This window comes from Sulfitobacter guttiformis, assembly GCF_003610455.1.
Lineage (GTDB): Bacteria > Pseudomonadota > Alphaproteobacteria > Rhodobacterales > Rhodobacteraceae > Sulfitobacter > Sulfitobacter guttiformis.
In genome coordinates this window covers 1,856,263-1,871,221 of the sequence record NZ_RAQK01000001.1, presented here as the reverse complement: position 1 = coordinate 1,871,221, position 14,959 = coordinate 1,856,263, and the positions used below count along the sequence as shown (strand labels likewise).

Genomic DNA, 14,959 nt, shown 5'->3' with positions numbered 1-14,959 from the left:
CCCCGCGCATTGCGCCGATGTTCCCGAATTTCCCCGTAGATCGGCGGCGACGTGCCAGTCGACAAAGACGTTAAGCAAAAAAATGGCTCTCTTCTGAGAAAGAGAGCCATTTACCGAAGGTGCCGATGGTGGAGGTTAGCCCTGCTCCGGCACAAGTATCTCGCGTTTGCCCACATGGTTGGCTGGAGAAACAAGTCCTTCATCCTCCATTTGCTCAACCAGACGGGCAGCTTTGTTATAGCCAATTGCGAGCTTTCGTTGAATGTACGAAGTCGAGCATTTGCGATCCTTGGTTACAATCGCGACTGCAGTATCGTAGAGCGCATCCTCGCTATCGGTATTTCCGCCAGTGTTCAGACCCAGCACGCTGTCTATATCGCTCTGCGTGTCCTCTGGCGGCCCTTCGACAACGCCCGAGACATATTCAGGTTCGCCGAATTGCTTGAGGTGGTTGACGATTTCCTCAACCTCCTCATCGCTGACAAATGGACCGTGACAGCGGATCACCTTGGAGCCACCCGCCATATACAGCATGTCACCCATGCCCAGAAGTTGCTCGGCGCCCATTTCGCCCAGAATGGTTCGACTGTCGATCTTGGACGTAACCTGAAACGAGATCCGTGTTGGAAAGTTCGCTTTGATCGTGCCGGTGATCACATCAACAGAGGGGCGTTGTGTGGCCATGATCAGGTGGATACCAGAGGCCCGCGCCATCTGTGCCAGACGCTGGATGCAGGCCTCGATCTCCTTGCCCGCGACCATCATCAAGTCCGCCATTTCGTCAACAATCACGACGATATAGGGCAGCTTGACAGGTGTGTTCTCTTCGGTCTCGAAAATCGGCTCACCCGTGTCATCGTCAAATCCTGTCTGGACAGTGCGTGAGAACATCTCTCCTTTGGCCAGCGCTTCCTTCACCCGACCGTTATAGCCCTCGATATTGCGCACGCCCATCTTGGACATCTTGCGGTAGCGGTCTTCCATCTCGCCCACGGTCCACTTAAGCGCCACAAGAGCCTTTTTAGGATCCGTCACAACGGGAGAGAGCAGATGCGGGATGCCGTCATATACCGACAGTTCCAGCATCTTGGGATCGATCATGATCATGCGACATTCTTCGGGGCTAAGCTTGTATAGCAGCGACAGGATCATAGTGTTGATCGCAACCGACTTACCCGAACCCGTGGTCCCCGCAATCAGCAGGTGTGGCATCTTCGCAAGGTTGGCCACCACAGGCTCTCCGCCGATATCCTTACCCAGTGCCAGCGGCAGGTTCTGGTTACCGTCGCCGAAATCACGTGAGGACAATATTTCGCGCAGCACAACTTTCTCGCGGTGCTCGTTGGGCAACTCGATCCCGATGACAGACCGGCCCGGAACAGTCGAGACACGTGCCGAGAGTGCCGCCATCGAGCGTGCAATATCATCAGCAAGGCCGATTACGCGGCTCGCCTTGAGGCCCGGCGCAGGCTCGAGCTCATACATGGTGACCACAGGACCGGGGCGCACAGCGACGATCTCTCCTTTAACGCCGTAATCATCCAGTACGGATTCCAGCATGCGCGCATTCTCTTCCAACGCCTCATCGCTGAGGTGCTGACGCGGGCTGTCTTCGGGTGATTCCAAAAGGCTGAGCGGTGGCAACTCGAACCCACGGTGACTGTCCTCGAATGACAAAACAGGCTGCGCTTCGGCTTGTGCTTGCTTGCTTTGTGGTACTGCCTTGCGCGTCATCGGCATTACAACGCGCTTTGCCTCCGGTACCGGTATTTTCGTTGGCGTGAATGTCAGCGGTTTTGGCGCTGCGACTTGCGGCGATGTCTCTTCAACCATTTGTGAATCAACAAAAATGTTCACATCATCTTCGTTAAACGGCTCCGTCAGCGCGTCATAGTTCTCGTTCGGCGAGGCATCGGCATAATCAGGTATCGAAGAAATGGGAGCGGGTGTCGGTGCGGAAACCGGCCGCGCGACTGAAGGAGCGGCAGCAGGCGCTTGTGCGGAACGCGCTGTCAATGGCGGTTCTGCCCGGGTCGTGTTGAGTACAAGCGGATCAGGCCCGCGCCCACGTCCACGGGTAAGAGGTGATGTTGCAGGCACATGCACCGCATTGGTAGAGCGTACTCGGCTCTTGATCACGTCCGAGATTTTCGTCTTTATCCGCTCTTCGCTGGGAGCCTGTTCCAATACGGGTTGGTGATGCCTCTCTACCAGCTCCGGCTCGGGCATGGCATCAGGGCGTTTGATCAGGCCCGGCATACGCGCAAGCAAACTGGTTTTCGGGCCATCCTCATCCCCATATTCCGGTTCTGCGGCATATTCGGGTGTTTGTGATGTTTGTGCGGCACGGCTCGCGATCAGGCGCGGCATGCGGGAAGCCGCAGGAGCCACTTGCACCTCTGCGCGGGCATGTTCTGCGGCATAGACACTTGCTTCGGCTTGCTCTGCGCGGCGCTGTTGGCGGCGGACAGCCTGTTTCGCCTGCAATCCTTGTGCGGCGGCCACCGCTCCGGTGGCGCTGCGGCCCAAAACATTCATCAGCGCGGCATACACCATGATCGTCCCGACCAGCAAAAAGCGTGCAAACCGCGTCAATTCAGACTTCGTGAAACCCAGGACAAAGGCGCCAAGGGCAAGGATCCCCACACCCATCACAAGCGACATGAGCTTGACCGTGAAGGTAGATCCGATCGGCAGCAAGGTCAGGATCACACCCATAATCGTATCACCGAACAGGCCACCCAAGCCGAAGCTGTGGGTTTGCAGCCATTCGGCATCTGGCGTCAGAGTAGCGGCATAGATAGCACCAAGAGCTACAGCAATCGGGGCGAAAATTAAACGGCCCATCGCCCGTTCCTGACCGCGGTGCAGCGCAAAACGTACACCCCAGACCAGCAATACAACCGCCAGCCCCCATGCGCCCCAACCCACAATCATGAACAAGGGAGCAGCCAACGATGCGCCCATCCGCCCAAGCCAGTTTTGGGCAGGCGCATCAGTCGCCAGCATCCAGTTTGGATCATCAGGGGTGTAACTGCCGATCATCATGGCAGCCATCACGCCCAGAACCACCAACCCGATGCCCAACAATTCCTTGCCGCGTTTTTCAATCGCTTCTGCCGTATTGCTGTCCAGTAGCGGTTCGCGCTGTCGTGTCTGATATGCCATTAACCCGTCCCTCTATACCGCATAAAGACAGTCACGTATGGCCATAAGACCCCGCTCCGTCTCTTCTTTTGGAGCGACGAGCGCCGCTCTTATATATTTCTTGCCAGGGTTCTCGACACCCGGAACATCCTGCGCGAGGTAGCCTCCGGGCAATACTTTTACCCCTGTCTCGCGCCACAGCTTTACTGCGGCTTCTTCGTCGTCCTCGACGGGCAACCACAAGAAAAATCCCGCCTCAGGGCTGACATAGCCAGCTACATTCCCAAAAATGCGGTCGGCAATCTCAAATTTTTCTGCGTACATTGCACGGCTCTCGATGACATGTGCCTCATCGCTCCAAACCGCTGCCGCCGCATGCTGCAATGGGAGCGGAAGAGGCGCACCCGCATAATTGCGCAACTGCTTGATCTCGCGCATTGTCTCCTCGCCCGAAGCACAAAACCCCGAGCGCAGTCCAGGCAGGTTCGAACGTTTGCTCAGCGAATGAAAAATGACAACACGGTTGAGATCACTGCCCATTTCGTGCGCGATCTGCAATGCCCCTACGGGTGCCGCCTCGCGATAAACCTCGGAATAGCACTCATCTGCAAAGATGAAGAAATCATGCTTCTCAGCAAGATGGATCAGCGCCTCCCAATAGTCGCGGCTGGCTACAGCGCCTTGTGGATTGGCGGGCGAACAAATGTAGACTGCGACAGTCCGGTCAAGCGTTTCAGCGTCTACTGCGTAGAAGTCGGGCAAATGTCCCGTTGCCTCGGTTGCGTTGACCATCACCGGATCACACGCCCCAGAAATCGCGCCAATCATATAGACCTGATAGAACGGGTTCGGCATCAGGATAGCAGGCTTTTTGCCGTTCTTCGTCTCGGGGCATAGGGCGATTACGGCGTTGTACAGACCTTCGCGGGTTCCATTCAGTGCCATCACCTGCGTATCCGGATCTACCGGCACAGCGTAGCGGCGCATGATCCATGCGGCAATTGCGCTGCGCAGCTCGGGAGAACCGTCATTAGGTGGATAGCTGTTAAATCCAACAGCGTTCTGCGTGATCACATCAGTAACCCAAGCCGGAAACGCATGTTTCGGCTCGCCTATAGTCATCTGGATCAGCGGACCGCCCCCTTCATGCACATCAAGAAGTGCACGCAGACGTGGCCACGCGTGAGCGGGAAGGTTCGAAAACCGTTCGGGAAAATTCATCACTACTGCCTCGGATCGGGATCATTAATGCCCCGTTTGTTACAAGGTAGCTTAGATAGGCCTCTGACGTCTAGGAAAATTCCAAGTTATATGCGGCTCTTGTGGCTTTTTGGTCCCTTATGCGATCGCCGCCTCTACCGCTGCGCCCAAACGCAGCAAAGCATTGTCGAAATCAGGTGCGGCCATCAGCATGAATCCGCAGCTTGGCACCCCAGTCGGCAAAGTCAGTGCGCATAAACCCAACAGGTTTCCGATGCGGGTATTGCGCAGGGCTAACAGGTTCTCGTTTACATAATAATTGTGATCGTCGATCAGACGCGCGAGATTTGGCGGCAAGATCGGCGCAGTCGGTGCGAGAATAGCATCGTATCCGGCTGTCGCCATATCATAGGCATGCCGCGCAGCATCCAATTTGGCCCAAGCGGCGACGTAATCGGGACCGGAATGCTCACGCCCTAAACGAAACCGTTGTAGAATTTCATCGTACATTTTTTCGGGATGCGCCTCGATGACCTCTCCCCAGAGGCCATATGCCTCAGAGGTAATTAGAGGCCCAGATATATCTAGCGCCTCCTGCACTGCGGGCACTTCAATCGTGTCAATCTGTGCGCCTGCCGCTTCCAGCCTCGCCACGACCTGTGCAAAAGCAGCCTTGGGCGCATCACGAACACCATCCATCATTACAGTCTGCATAACCGCAAAGCGGCGGCCTATGAGTGATGCACCGCGCAAATCGGGTGGCTTGCTTCCCTCAAGCGCGGCAGTGAGCAATGCCGCATCCTCCACCGAACGGCACAAAGGCCCGATCGTGTCGAATTTAAGGGCCAGCGGCACAACCCCCTCAAGACTGAGGCGGCCATGGGTCGTTTTAAGCCCGACCAGATCGTTCCATGCTGCAGGGATTCGGACAGATCCGCCAGTATCCGAACCGATGCTCGCTGCGGCGAGACCGAATGCGACAGAAGCTCCGGAGCCGGACGATGACCCCCCCGGCACGGCATCTACATCATTCACACAAGGCGGGGTAGCGGTGGACGGGTTGTAACCCAAACCCGAGAAGGCAAGCTCGCTCATATGGACCTTGCCTAGACAAACCAAACCTGCAGCAGTCGCATTTTGCAGTACAAGCGCATCATAGCCCGGCACCCGCCCTTCCAGCAGCATTGTACCCGCCTCGGTCACAATACCCGCTGTATCATACAGGTCTTTCCAGCTGATCGGCACGCCATCGAGCAATGACAGGCGGCGGCCGGATTTGGCACGCTCGGACGCGGACTTGGCCTCGGTGCGCGCGCGGGCGTGAGTCACGCGGGCATAAATCCGGTCCCGCAGCGGGTGCGCATCTATTGCTGCAAGATATGCCTCGCAGAGATCGACGGGATTGATCTCTCCCGCGCTGATCGCGCGGCCAAGGTCCGCCGCTGTCATCTTGAGCCAATCTTGCATGTCGCGCTCCTTAATATCTGTTTGAAACAACGGTAGCGGCGCATGGGCGCATGGACAATCCCCCGCCAGCCGCCATATTCAGTGGCATGAAATTTGATACAGATATCGCCATTATCGGCGGCGGGCTCAACGGCCCTGCCCTTGCCCTCGCTCTTGCTGCCAGTGGGCTGCGTGTAACGATAATTGATGCGTTGCCTTTCGCCATACGCAACGACGCTGGGTTTGACGGACGCTCCTATGCGTTGGCACTTACCTCGGTGCGAATGCTGGAGGCGATAGGCATGTGGGAAGCTATTGCAGACCACGCCCAACCCATGCTCGAGATCAAAGTAACAGACGGGCGCGCAGGAGAAGGCCCGTCGCCGTTTTTCATGCACTTCGACCATGCTGAAATTGAAGAAGGCCCGATGGGGCATATGGTCGAAGACCGTCACCTGCGCAGTGCGTTGATGGATGCGGTGGTCGCCAGCAAAGATGTGCAAATGATGAGTGGCGAAGAGGTAATCGCGCAAGAGGCTGATATGACCGGCATTACCCTCGTGCTCGCGTCGGGAAAACGTCTGCGCGCACGCCTGTGCGTGGGGGCGGACGGGCGCGGATCCGGCACTGCAGAAAGGGCGGGAATCAAGCGTACGGGATGGGCCTACGGGCAGACAGCCCTTGTTTGTGCTGTCTCGCATGAACTTCCGCACAACGGGATTGCCCATCAGTTTTTTATGCCCCCCGGACCGCTGGCTATTCTGCCGCTGACCGCCAATCGCAGTTCGATCGTCTGGTCAGAAACCGCCCAGAACGCTGCAGCTATTCATGCGTTGGCAGACGCAGATTATCTGGATGTTCTCCGTCCCCGTTTTGGTGATTTCCTTGGTGAAATATCACTGGCCGGCGCGCGCTATACCTACCCGCTCAGCCTGTCGCTGGCCCACACTATGGTCGCGCCGCGTATTGCTCTGGTTGGTGACAGTGCCCACGGCGTGCATCCGATTGCCGGTCAGGGCTTGAACGCAGGTTTTCGCGATATTGCGGCGCTTTGTGAGGTCATCGTCGATGCCCACCGTCGCGGTGAGGATTTTGGTGCCGCTGTCGCGCTCGCGCGCTATCAGGAATGGCGGAGATTCGACAATGCCGCACTTGCCCTTGCCACGGACAGTTTTAACCGGCTGTTTTCGAACGATAATGCTTTTGCAAGGATGGCACGTGATATCGGCATGGGCGTTATCGGTGCGTTGCCTGGTTTGCGCCGCACGTTTATCCGCGAAGCGGCTGGCCTGAATGGCGAGCTGCCCCGCCTGATGCGCGGTCTGCCGCTTTAATCGAGCACGCGTGCTTCGTCGATAAGCATTACGGGAATGCCATTGCGGATAGGATAGGCCAGACCCGCCGACTTCGAGACGAGTTCCTGTTGATCCGCGTCATATCGCAATGTCTGATGGCTTCGCGGACATATCAGCGCCTCAAGCATGCGGCGGTCAAATTCTACGACTGTGTCACTCATTGCATCATCTCGCCTTCACCACCGCCGCGCAAAGCGTATTCAATCAGCGTCACAAGGGTTTCCCGCCGCGTGCTGAGCGAGGGTGCCTCAAGAAGCGCCTGCTTATCTTCTGCATCAAAATCCAGCATCATCGACAACGAATTGATCAGCAGTTCGTCATCCGCATCTTTGAGCGTTTCCCAATCTGCCGACAGCCCACGCACCTCGAAATACCGGCCCAATGCATCCAGAAACGGTTTGCGTTTGAATGCGGCATCGGTTTCTTCCGCCTCCAAATCAAGATCGAAACCGTCCCAAGATACGTCGCACCGGCGATAGGGAGTGAACCCTTCCACTTCTCTAACGACACGGAACCGCGATATACCTGCGAGCGTCACCATATACCGGCCATCCTCGGTCTCGGAAAACTGGCTGATGCGCCCCCCGCACCCTATGGTATGCAACCCCGGACCACTACGACCCGGAACGATATTTGGCTGAACCATCCCGATGAGACGGGTTGACGTTTTCAACGCATCCTCGATCATCTGCAAATACCGCGGCTCAAATATGTGCAACGGCAACCGTGATCGCGGAAGCAACAACACCCCGCCGAGCGGGAAAATCGGGATCGTGTCGGGGAGGTCTGCTTTTTTTATCATGAGCTTTATCTAGCGCGCCAAGTGGTTCAGGCAAATATCATCGAGCTCAATTTACGGCGTCCGTTCAGAACGACCGGATCATTGGCCTTTAACGCATCAAAGATGGTGAAAAGTTGGGTTTTGGCCGCGCTGTCATTCCATTCACGATCCAGCTTGAACAGCTCTAACAAATGGCTGACCGCGCCTTCTGCATCGCCAGTTGCATAAAGTGCCTGCGCCAGATCAAACCGCGCTTGAAGATCGCCTTCGTTCGCCTCGACCGCTGCAGCCAGTTCGGCTACCGGCCCTGCGTTAGCGGCCTGCCGCGCAAGTTCCAATTGGGCAAATGCAGCCTCCAGTGCGGGCGCTTTGGAGATTTCGATCGGTGCTCCGTTGAGTAAGCCTTCGGCCTGATCCAGATCACCCATGGCGATATGCGCACGTACCATTCCACCGTAAGCACCCGCATGCATCGGGTCCTCGCCGAGGATCGCCGCAAATGTCTGTGCCGCGTCTTCTGCTTCGCCCATGCCCAACATCTCCTCTGCCGCTTCCACAGCGTCGTTTAGGGTGTCCGCAGGAGATTCGCCGCCAGCGGCCTTAATCACCCTTCCGATAAAATCAGCAATCTCGGACTGCGGTACCGCGCCCTGAAATCCGTCGACCGGTTGGCCCTTCCAAAAAGCATAGACAGTAGGAAGGGACTGAATCTGAAGCTGGCCTGAAATGGCCTGTGCTTCGTCCACGTTCAGCTTAACCATTTTCACGGCGCCTTTGGCAGCGACGACAGCCGCCTCAAGTTGCGGACCCAGCGTTTTGCATGGGCCACACCAAGGCGCCCAGAAATCCACAATAATCGGCGTCTCCTGCGAAGCCTCGATTACATCAGCCATAAATGTGGCTTCGGTGGTGTCTTTTATCAAATCGGCTGCGGGGGTTGCGGCGGTAAGGTTGAGATCCATCATGTCATCGGTCCTATTATGCTGTGCTGAACGGTTGGGAGTTATATGTGGCCCCCAGTGCTGTTTGAAAGAGGACTACCCTCAAAGATCGAAAGTTGCAAAAACAGGTACGTGGTCCGAGGGCTTTTCCCAGCCGCGTGCGGCACGGATCACGCGACTACCATGGCCTGCATTCGAGATGTCGGGCGTGGCCCATATATGGTCTAGCCTGCGCCCCTTATCCGCAAGATCCCAATCCTTGGCCCGATAGCTCCACCAGCTGTAGAGCAGGCCATCTGGAATATCCTGACGCGTAATATCGACCCATTTGCCTGCATCTTGTGTCTGGCTCAGGGCTTCAACCTCGACAGGGGTGTGGCTGACCACCTTGAGCATCTTTTTGTGGTCCCAGACATCATCAGTGCGCGGCGCGATGTTCAGATCACCTACAAGGATCGATTTCTGCGGCGCGTCAGCATGGAAAAAATCCCGCATTTGAGCAAGGTAATCCATTTTTTGTCCGAATTTCTCGTTTACCGTCCGGTCAGCGACATCCCCCCCGGCGGGCACATAAAAGTTGTGGATGGTCACCCCGTTTGACAACTTTGCCGCGACATGACGAGCGTGCCCCAGCTGCGCAAAATCGTGCGCTCCGGCAGCTTCCAATGGAAGCTTGGACAGGATCGCCACTCCGTTATACCCCTTTTGCCCTTCGGCTACCATGTGGGTGTAACCAAGGGCAGCAAACTGCTCCAGCGGGATCTTATCAACCGGACTTTTGCACTCTTGCAGGCACAAAACATCTGGCCCCTCCTCTGCCAGCAGCTTGCACACAATCGGCTCGCGCAGGCGTACCGAATTGATGTTCCATGTGGCGAGGGTGAAAGACATAGGCATGCTCCTGCTGTAAACGTCGCTGCACCCTATCGCGGGGTATGGCCGGCAACCACCAAAATCAGCGCAAAAAAAGACCGGGCACAGAGGCCCGGCCAAGTCCAACAGGGAGGTAGAATGGCACTCGTCCCAGCCATTCATCGTTTGGGTCAACCTAGGGGGAAACTCATGAAAAAAGCCCGCTTGGTATTAGTGTAACACGGAAAGATAAATAAAGTTCCCGTCGTTAAATCATTAATCGATAACCGCCTGATTCCGTTACCAGCAGGCGCGCATTCGAAGGGTCAGGCTCGATCTTCTGGCGCAGACGGTAAATGTGTGTCTCAAGGGTGTGGGTAGTGACGCCCGCGTTATAGCCCCAGACCTCGTGTAAAAGCACGTCTCGCGCCACGACACCCTCTGCCGAGCGGTGCAGGAATTTGAGAATGTTGGTTTCTTTCTCCGTAAGACGAATTTTCTTGTCGTCCTCGGTAATCAACATTTTCATTGAGGGCTTGAATGTGTAGGGGCCCAGCTGGAAGATTGCATCTTCTGACTGCTGGTGGGTTCTCAGCTGGCTCCGGATACGGGCAAGCAGGACGGGAAACTTGAACGGTTTCGATACGTAATCATTCGCGCCTGCATCCAGCCCGAGGATCGTATCGGCATCACCATCATGACCTGTGAGCATCATGATAGGGCTCTTGATCCCCTGCTTACGCAACAGACGACACAACTCGCGACCGTCCGTATCAGGCAGGCCTACATCAAGGATGAGCAGATCATAGATCATCTCGTTCGCTCGGCTCAGGGCTTCTGCGCCATTACCAGCTTCGAAAACATCAAAATCTTCCGTCATGATGAGCTGTTCGCTCAACGCTTCGCGCAAGTCCTCATCATCATCTACAAGCAGAATCTTCTTGAGCTGTGCCATTGTGCGGTCTCCGTTGTGTTGAGTTAAACATATGAACGTGGCGTCAATCAGCAAGGGGCCTGCCCACGTTGTCACAGGCACGTGTCACAACACTGTCAAATGTTTCAATTCACGGGATCATGACCTAGATATTACTCAACTGAACTGATGAGTTGTAACAATAGCCATGTCCTTTTCCCCCGATGTTACCGAAACACTGGCCCGTGCACGGGCTGATTTACGTATGGGCGTGCCTGTCGTGCTAGGAGATATTCTTGTGCTCGCGGCAGAAACATTGACGGAAGAGCGTCTGGCCGATGTGATGACCTTGCAAGGCGATGCCGTTCTGGCAATCACAGCGCGACGGGCACAAACTCTAAAGGCAAGGGCATATGACGGAGATCTCGCGCGGGTTATACTGCCGAAGGATGCGACATTGAAGTGGGTCCAAAGCATCGCCGACCCCGCCGATGACCTTCGTGCGCCAATGAAGGGGCCGCTGGGCGCGATGCGCGGCGGTGATGCCACCCTGCACAATACGGCACTGAACCTTGTGAAATCGGCGCGGCTGCTGCCGGCCGCAGTGGTGATCGACCTGATCGATTCGGTCGCATTCACGCGGACGCACGGCCTGACGGCGATAGACGGCGCGGCAGCAACCGCGCACCTGCAAATCCGCAGCCCACTTCATTCCGTAGTAAATGCACGCCTACCGATGGAGGTCTCCGAAGCGGGACGTTTGCACATCTTTCGTCCTGAAGACGGCGGCGAGGAGCATTACGCAATCGAGATCGGGCGTCCTGATCGGAGCGCGCCGGTGCTGTGCCGTTTGCACTCGGCCTGCTTTACCGGTGACCTCATGGGCAGCCTGAAGTGCGATTGTGGACCGCAATTGCGTGCTGCATTAGCCCAGATGGGAAGCGAAGGGCATGGCATTTTGCTATACCTCAACCAAGAAGGGCGCGGGATCGGTCTTGCCAATAAAATGCGGGCCTACTCCTTGCAGGATCAAGGCTTTGATACCGTCGAAGCGAATCACCGCCTTGGATTTGAAGACGATGAGCGGGATTTCAGGCTCGGCGCCGATATTCTCAAAACGATGGGGTTCTCAGCTGTGCGCCTGCTGACAAATAACCCTCGCAAAGTCGAAATGATGGAGCAATGCGGTGTGCGGGTGGCAGAGCGTGTGCCACTGAGCGTGGGTGAGAATCGGCATAACGCAGCCTATCTGGCCACGAAAGCTGCCAAGTCAGGGCATCTGCTGTGACACCAGACGACATGGTGCTGACCCCGCAAGGGATACGGTTTCAGGGGCGGTTGTGGCCCTGCACGATCGGCAAGGGCGGCATATCGGACCGCAAGCGCGAGGGTGACGGCGCCACACCCCGCGGAACCCATGCCATCGTGGGGATGCTTTACCGCCCTGACCGCATCGCAAAACCGGCTGACTGGGCAAAACCTATAGGGCCGCCGGACCTTTGGTCTGATGATCCTGCCGATGAGGACTATAATATGATGGTCCGCGCGCCTTATCCTCACAGTCATGAGCGGCTGCGCCGTTCTGATCCGCTTTATGATCTGGTGATTCTCACCGGTTGGAACTGGCCTTATGCGGTGCGGGGGCGCGGCTCGGCGATCTTTATGCACCAATACCGCAGGCCAGGCTATCCTACAGAGGGGTGCATCGCCTTCTCGCGGCCGCACCTGCATGAGATCGCGCGGCGGATCAGATATCGCACGCGCCTGATTGTTCCTTAGGTCGCAACACGCTCCCCAAAAATGGCAGAGCCTACGCGGATGTGGGTCGCCCCGAGAGCAATCGCTTTTTCGAAATCACTGCTCATGCCCATCGACAGGCCGTCCAGTCCGTTGCGTTCAGCGATTTTCGCAAGCAGGGCGAAATGCAGGGACGCCTCTTCCTCCACAGGGGGAATACACATCAGCCCCTGAACCGGAAGGTCGAGCGAGCGGCATTCCTTGATGAAGGAATCGGCATCTGCGGGCATCACCCCTGCCTTCTGCTCCTCCTCGCCGGTGTTCACCTGAATGAATAATTCAGGACAGCGCCCGATCTCCTGCGCCAGACGTGCGAGGGTATTGGCCAGCTTGGGACGATCGAGCGTGTGGATACTATCTGCCAATTCCATCGCCTGTCGCGTCTTGTTTGTTTGTAACGGGCCAATCAGGTGCAGCGCGATGCCGTCGTACTGCGTGCGGAAATCGGGCCATTTAGCCGCAGCTTCCTGCACCTTGTTTTCGCCGAAGACGCGGTGCCCTTCATCAAGGACCGCTTTTACCCGTGCGTTGGGCTGTACCTTACTCACGGCAATGAGAGTTACTGAACCGGCAATTCGGCCCGCGTTTTTTTCAGCTTTGGCGATTTTATCTTTGATGTCATGCAATGGCATAAGGGCCTCCTGTGTTCCGCCTAAAGATAACAGCAATGCACAAAAGAAAAGGGGCAGACCGAAGTCTGCCCCAAATCATTCAGGTAAGTTCATTCAACTTAGAAGTTGAAACGAACACCCATGTCTACGAGTGTCTCATCACCAAGCGAACCGCCTGTGGACACACCGCCGCGCAAGGATGTACCGCCACCCATGTCGTGGTTAAAGTCGATACCGAAGCCGGTTTCGGACCACTGGTCGGCGTCAACAATGTACGCTTCGATGTCTGTCGCTGCGCCTACTGCTACGCGGCCTGCCAGAACGATGTGATCGCCTTTTGTGCCGTTGTCAGCATATGCCAGAGCAACATCTGCGATACCGAATGTACCGGATACAGTTGCTGTCAGCTCTGTGTCGCCTGCGAAATCGGAGTCTTGGCCACCGAGTGCGAATGTGATGCCGCTGTATGTGTAAGCAACATAGGCTGCAACGCGGTCACCAATATCGGATGCCGAGATGTGTGCCGAGAAGTCGCCTACGGAGTACATCAGTTCTACACCGTTGGAGCCTGCAGCGCCTTCTTCGTCGGAGTCGTATGCGTCGCCGCCGAAGTTGAATGCTGTGTAGTCATAGTTGTGACCGGTCAGACCAAGGTCGATCGGGTACTGACCAGGCATGAACTCGAGTGCGCCGAAGATGTTACCAACACCTACTTCAAGACCACCGGAACGTGCGAAGAAACGTACGCCGTTGATGCCGGAGCCGAGACGGTCGGAGCGGAAGTTTGCAACGCCGTCGCCATCGCTGTCTGCGCCAAGCGAGTCAACAGATACTGCGTCGTCTGCATCCTGCTGGATACGAGCGCGCGCACCGATTGTAACGCCGGCATCAGATTCTGCTGTCGCGTCGATCTGCAGGCGGAAGCGGCTTGTTACGTTTGTGTCGCTATCGCCTGTGCCGTTGTCGGAGATGTATGCGATACCAAAACGACCGTAGCCGGAGAATGTAACGTCTGCTGCTGCAACTGAAGCTGTGGCGACCAGAGCTGTTGTTGCGAAGAGAACTTTTTTCATGAGTTTTCCCTCGGTTGGAAATCTATAAGGACCTGACCGGTGAATTCCGATCTAGGTATGAGCTTCTTTTGCGCCCACACTGATGCTTTAGCAAGCAAACCGACCACCCGAAGAACAATGTGGCGAATGTTGGTGCAGCTTTGCCACAGTCATCAAAACAGCCCTCGCACGCGTATAGGTATATAGTCGGGGGCTCGCAGGTCACCCCTTGGGCCTGCCAGAGTACATAGACCTTGCCCAGATGCCCCCGCTTGGGTATTGCATAGCAAAACAGGTGAAAAGGTGGCGGATATGGCGAAGATGCAGGTTCGGAACTTGACGATACTGGCGGTGGCACTTGGTGTTCTGACTGCATGCGGAGGTATCGGAAGCTTCGGTTCACCCGCAACTGAACGCCCCGACCAATATACAAATCCTACAAACCCGTCGAACATAGAGACCAATCCTGAAAACACGATCTGGTCACTGTTTAACAAGAGAAACAACGAAAGCGTTGTTCTGGTTAACAAATACCTGTGGAGTGCATCGCTCGAAGTGTTGAGTTTTCTGCCGGTCCAGTCGGTCGATCCGTTCACCGGTGTCATCGTGACAGGCTATGGCACCCCACCCGGTGGTGGCCGCGAATATCGCGCAACTGTGTTGATTGATGATCCCGCTCTGGATGCCCGCTCCCTCAACGTGGCGCTACAATCGCGCGGTGGACCCGTGAGTAAAGCGACAAGCCGTGCCGTCGAGGACGCGATCCTGTCACGGGCCCGCGAATTGCGCATCGCAGACAACAAGCTCTAACCGCTCCTTCTTTCATTATACTAAAGTGCAGCGCCGGACCTTGTGAGTACCACA

14 protein-coding genes are annotated in these 14,959 nt (G+C 56.3%); 4 read left to right on the top strand and 10 right to left on the bottom strand.

Annotation, left to right across the window (positions count from 1 at the left end):
- Nucleotides 1–135: 135 nt before the first annotated feature.
- The 3 genes from C8N30_RS09240 to C8N30_RS09230 form a co-directional block, all read right to left on the bottom strand.
- Nucleotides 136–3,168 carry a DNA translocase FtsK gene (locus tag C8N30_RS09240; RefSeq protein ID WP_025064223.1) on the bottom strand — a complete coding sequence of 1,011 codons (3,033 nt, stop codon included), beginning with the start codon at nt 3,166–3,168 and terminating at the stop codon, nt 136–138.
- A gap of 12 nt (nt 3,169–3,180) precedes the next feature.
- Nucleotides 3,181–4,368 carry an aminotransferase class I/II-fold pyridoxal phosphate-dependent enzyme gene (locus tag C8N30_RS09235; RefSeq protein ID WP_025064222.1) on the bottom strand — a complete coding sequence of 396 codons (1,188 nt, stop codon included), beginning with the start codon at nt 4,366–4,368 and terminating at the stop codon, nt 3,181–3,183.
- Nucleotides 4,369–4,485: 117 nt separating this feature from the next.
- Nucleotides 4,486–5,814 carry an amidase gene (locus tag C8N30_RS09230; RefSeq protein WP_025064221.1) on the bottom strand — a complete coding sequence of 443 codons (1,329 nt, stop codon included), beginning with the start codon at nt 5,812–5,814 and terminating at the stop codon, nt 4,486–4,488.
- Between the two features lie 50 nt (nt 5,815–5,864).
- Here C8N30_RS09230 and C8N30_RS09225 point away from each other — a divergent pair, with 50 nt between their 5' ends.
- Nucleotides 5,865–7,127: an FAD-dependent monooxygenase gene (locus C8N30_RS09225; RefSeq protein ID WP_037968049.1), complete on the top strand. Its 1,263-nt coding sequence runs from the start codon at nt 5,865–5,867 to the stop codon at nt 7,125–7,127.
- On the opposite strand, the gene C8N30_RS09220 is transcribed toward C8N30_RS09225, so the two are convergent.
- From C8N30_RS09220 to C8N30_RS09200, 5 genes are all read right to left on the bottom strand, one after another.
- On the bottom strand, nt 7,124–7,309 hold the full coding sequence (locus C8N30_RS09220; RefSeq protein WP_025064219.1) for a Trm112 family protein: 186 nt from the start codon (nt 7,307–7,309) through the stop codon (nt 7,124–7,126). The genes C8N30_RS09225 and C8N30_RS09220 overlap by 4 nt on opposite strands.
- On the bottom strand, nt 7,306–7,950 hold the full coding sequence (locus C8N30_RS09215; RefSeq protein ID WP_025064218.1) for an LON peptidase substrate-binding domain-containing protein: 645 nt from the start codon (nt 7,948–7,950) through the stop codon (nt 7,306–7,308). The genes C8N30_RS09220 and C8N30_RS09215 overlap by 4 nt, the downstream gene beginning before the upstream one ends.
- Before the next feature lie 26 nt (nt 7,951–7,976).
- Nucleotides 7,977–8,894 carry a tetratricopeptide repeat protein gene (locus tag C8N30_RS09210; protein ID WP_025064217.1) on the bottom strand — a complete coding sequence of 306 codons (918 nt, stop codon included), beginning with the start codon at nt 8,892–8,894 and terminating at the stop codon, nt 7,977–7,979.
- A gap of 78 nt (nt 8,895–8,972) precedes the next feature.
- Entirely contained in the window at nt 8,973–9,761 is a 789-nt protein-coding gene (locus C8N30_RS09205) for an exodeoxyribonuclease III (RefSeq protein ID WP_025064216.1), read from the bottom strand.
- A 229-nt stretch (nt 9,762–9,990) separates the two neighbouring features.
- The gene (locus tag C8N30_RS09200) at nt 9,991–10,677 is read right to left on the bottom strand and encodes a response regulator transcription factor (RefSeq protein WP_025064215.1); all 687 of its coding nucleotides are present in this window, start codon (nt 10,675–10,677) and stop codon (nt 9,991–9,993) included.
- 166 nt (nt 10,678–10,843) lie between these two features.
- Between C8N30_RS09200 and ribA the strand changes: the two genes are divergently transcribed.
- On the top strand, nt 10,844–11,923 hold the full coding sequence (ribA, locus tag C8N30_RS09195; RefSeq protein ID WP_025064214.1) for a GTP cyclohydrolase II: 1,080 nt from the start codon (nt 10,844–10,846) through the stop codon (nt 11,921–11,923).
- Entirely contained in the window at nt 11,920–12,414 is a 495-nt protein-coding gene (locus C8N30_RS09190) for a L,D-transpeptidase family protein (protein WP_025064213.1), read from the top strand. Before ribA ends, C8N30_RS09190 begins: the two co-directional genes overlap by 4 nt.
- On the opposite strand, the gene C8N30_RS09185 is transcribed toward C8N30_RS09190, so the two are convergent.
- Nucleotides 12,411–13,064, bottom strand: a complete 654-nt coding sequence (locus C8N30_RS09185; RefSeq protein ID WP_025064212.1) for a YggS family pyridoxal phosphate-dependent enzyme — start codon at nt 13,062–13,064, stop codon at nt 12,411–12,413. The genes C8N30_RS09190 and C8N30_RS09185 overlap by 4 nt on opposite strands.
- A 98-nt stretch (nt 13,065–13,162) precedes the next feature.
- Nucleotides 13,163–14,116, bottom strand: coding sequence for a porin (locus C8N30_RS09180; RefSeq protein WP_025064211.1), 954 nt, complete (start codon nt 14,114–14,116; stop codon nt 13,163–13,165).
- Nucleotides 14,117–14,407: 291 nt separating this feature from the next.
- Here C8N30_RS09180 and C8N30_RS09175 point away from each other — a divergent pair, with 291 nt between their 5' ends.
- Nucleotides 14,408–14,905: a DUF3576 domain-containing protein gene (locus C8N30_RS09175; RefSeq protein ID WP_025064210.1), complete on the top strand. Its 498-nt coding sequence runs from the start codon at nt 14,408–14,410 to the stop codon at nt 14,903–14,905.
- The last annotated feature ends 54 nt before the right edge of the window (nt 14,906–14,959 follow it).

Coding starts and splice junctions, on each gene's coding strand:
- C8N30_RS09240 (WP_025064223.1), bottom strand. CDS start 3,168: ATGGCATATCAGACACGACAGCGCGAACCGCTACTGGACAGCAATACG.
- C8N30_RS09235 (WP_025064222.1), bottom strand. CDS start 4,368: ATGAATTTTCCCGAACGGTTTTCGAACCTTCCCGCTCACGCGTGGCCA.
- C8N30_RS09230 (WP_025064221.1), bottom strand. CDS start 5,814: ATGCAAGATTGGCTCAAGATGACAGCGGCGGACCTTGGCCGCGCGATC.
- C8N30_RS09225 (WP_037968049.1), top strand. CDS start 5,865: ATGGACAATCCCCCGCCAGCCGCCATATTCAGTGGCATGAAATTTGAT.
- C8N30_RS09220 (WP_025064219.1), bottom strand. CDS start 7,309: ATGAGTGACACAGTCGTAGAATTTGACCGCCGCATGCTTGAGGCGCTG.
- C8N30_RS09215 (WP_025064218.1), bottom strand. CDS start 7,950: ATGATAAAAAAAGCAGACCTCCCCGACACGATCCCGATTTTCCCGCTC.
- C8N30_RS09210 (WP_025064217.1), bottom strand. CDS start 8,894: ATGATGGATCTCAACCTTACCGCCGCAACCCCCGCAGCCGATTTGATA.
- C8N30_RS09205 (WP_025064216.1), bottom strand. CDS start 9,761: ATGTCTTTCACCCTCGCCACATGGAACATCAATTCGGTACGCCTGCGC.
- C8N30_RS09200 (WP_025064215.1), bottom strand. CDS start 10,677: ATGGCACAGCTCAAGAAGATTCTGCTTGTAGATGATGATGAGGACTTG.
- ribA (WP_025064214.1), top strand. CDS start 10,844: ATGTCCTTTTCCCCCGATGTTACCGAAACACTGGCCCGTGCACGGGCT.
- C8N30_RS09185 (WP_025064212.1), bottom strand. CDS start 13,064: ATGCCATTGCATGACATCAAAGATAAAATCGCCAAAGCTGAAAAAAAC.
- C8N30_RS09180 (WP_025064211.1), bottom strand. CDS start 14,116: ATGAAAAAAGTTCTCTTCGCAACAACAGCTCTGGTCGCCACAGCTTCA.
- C8N30_RS09175 (WP_025064210.1), top strand. CDS start 14,408: ATGGCGAAGATGCAGGTTCGGAACTTGACGATACTGGCGGTGGCACTT.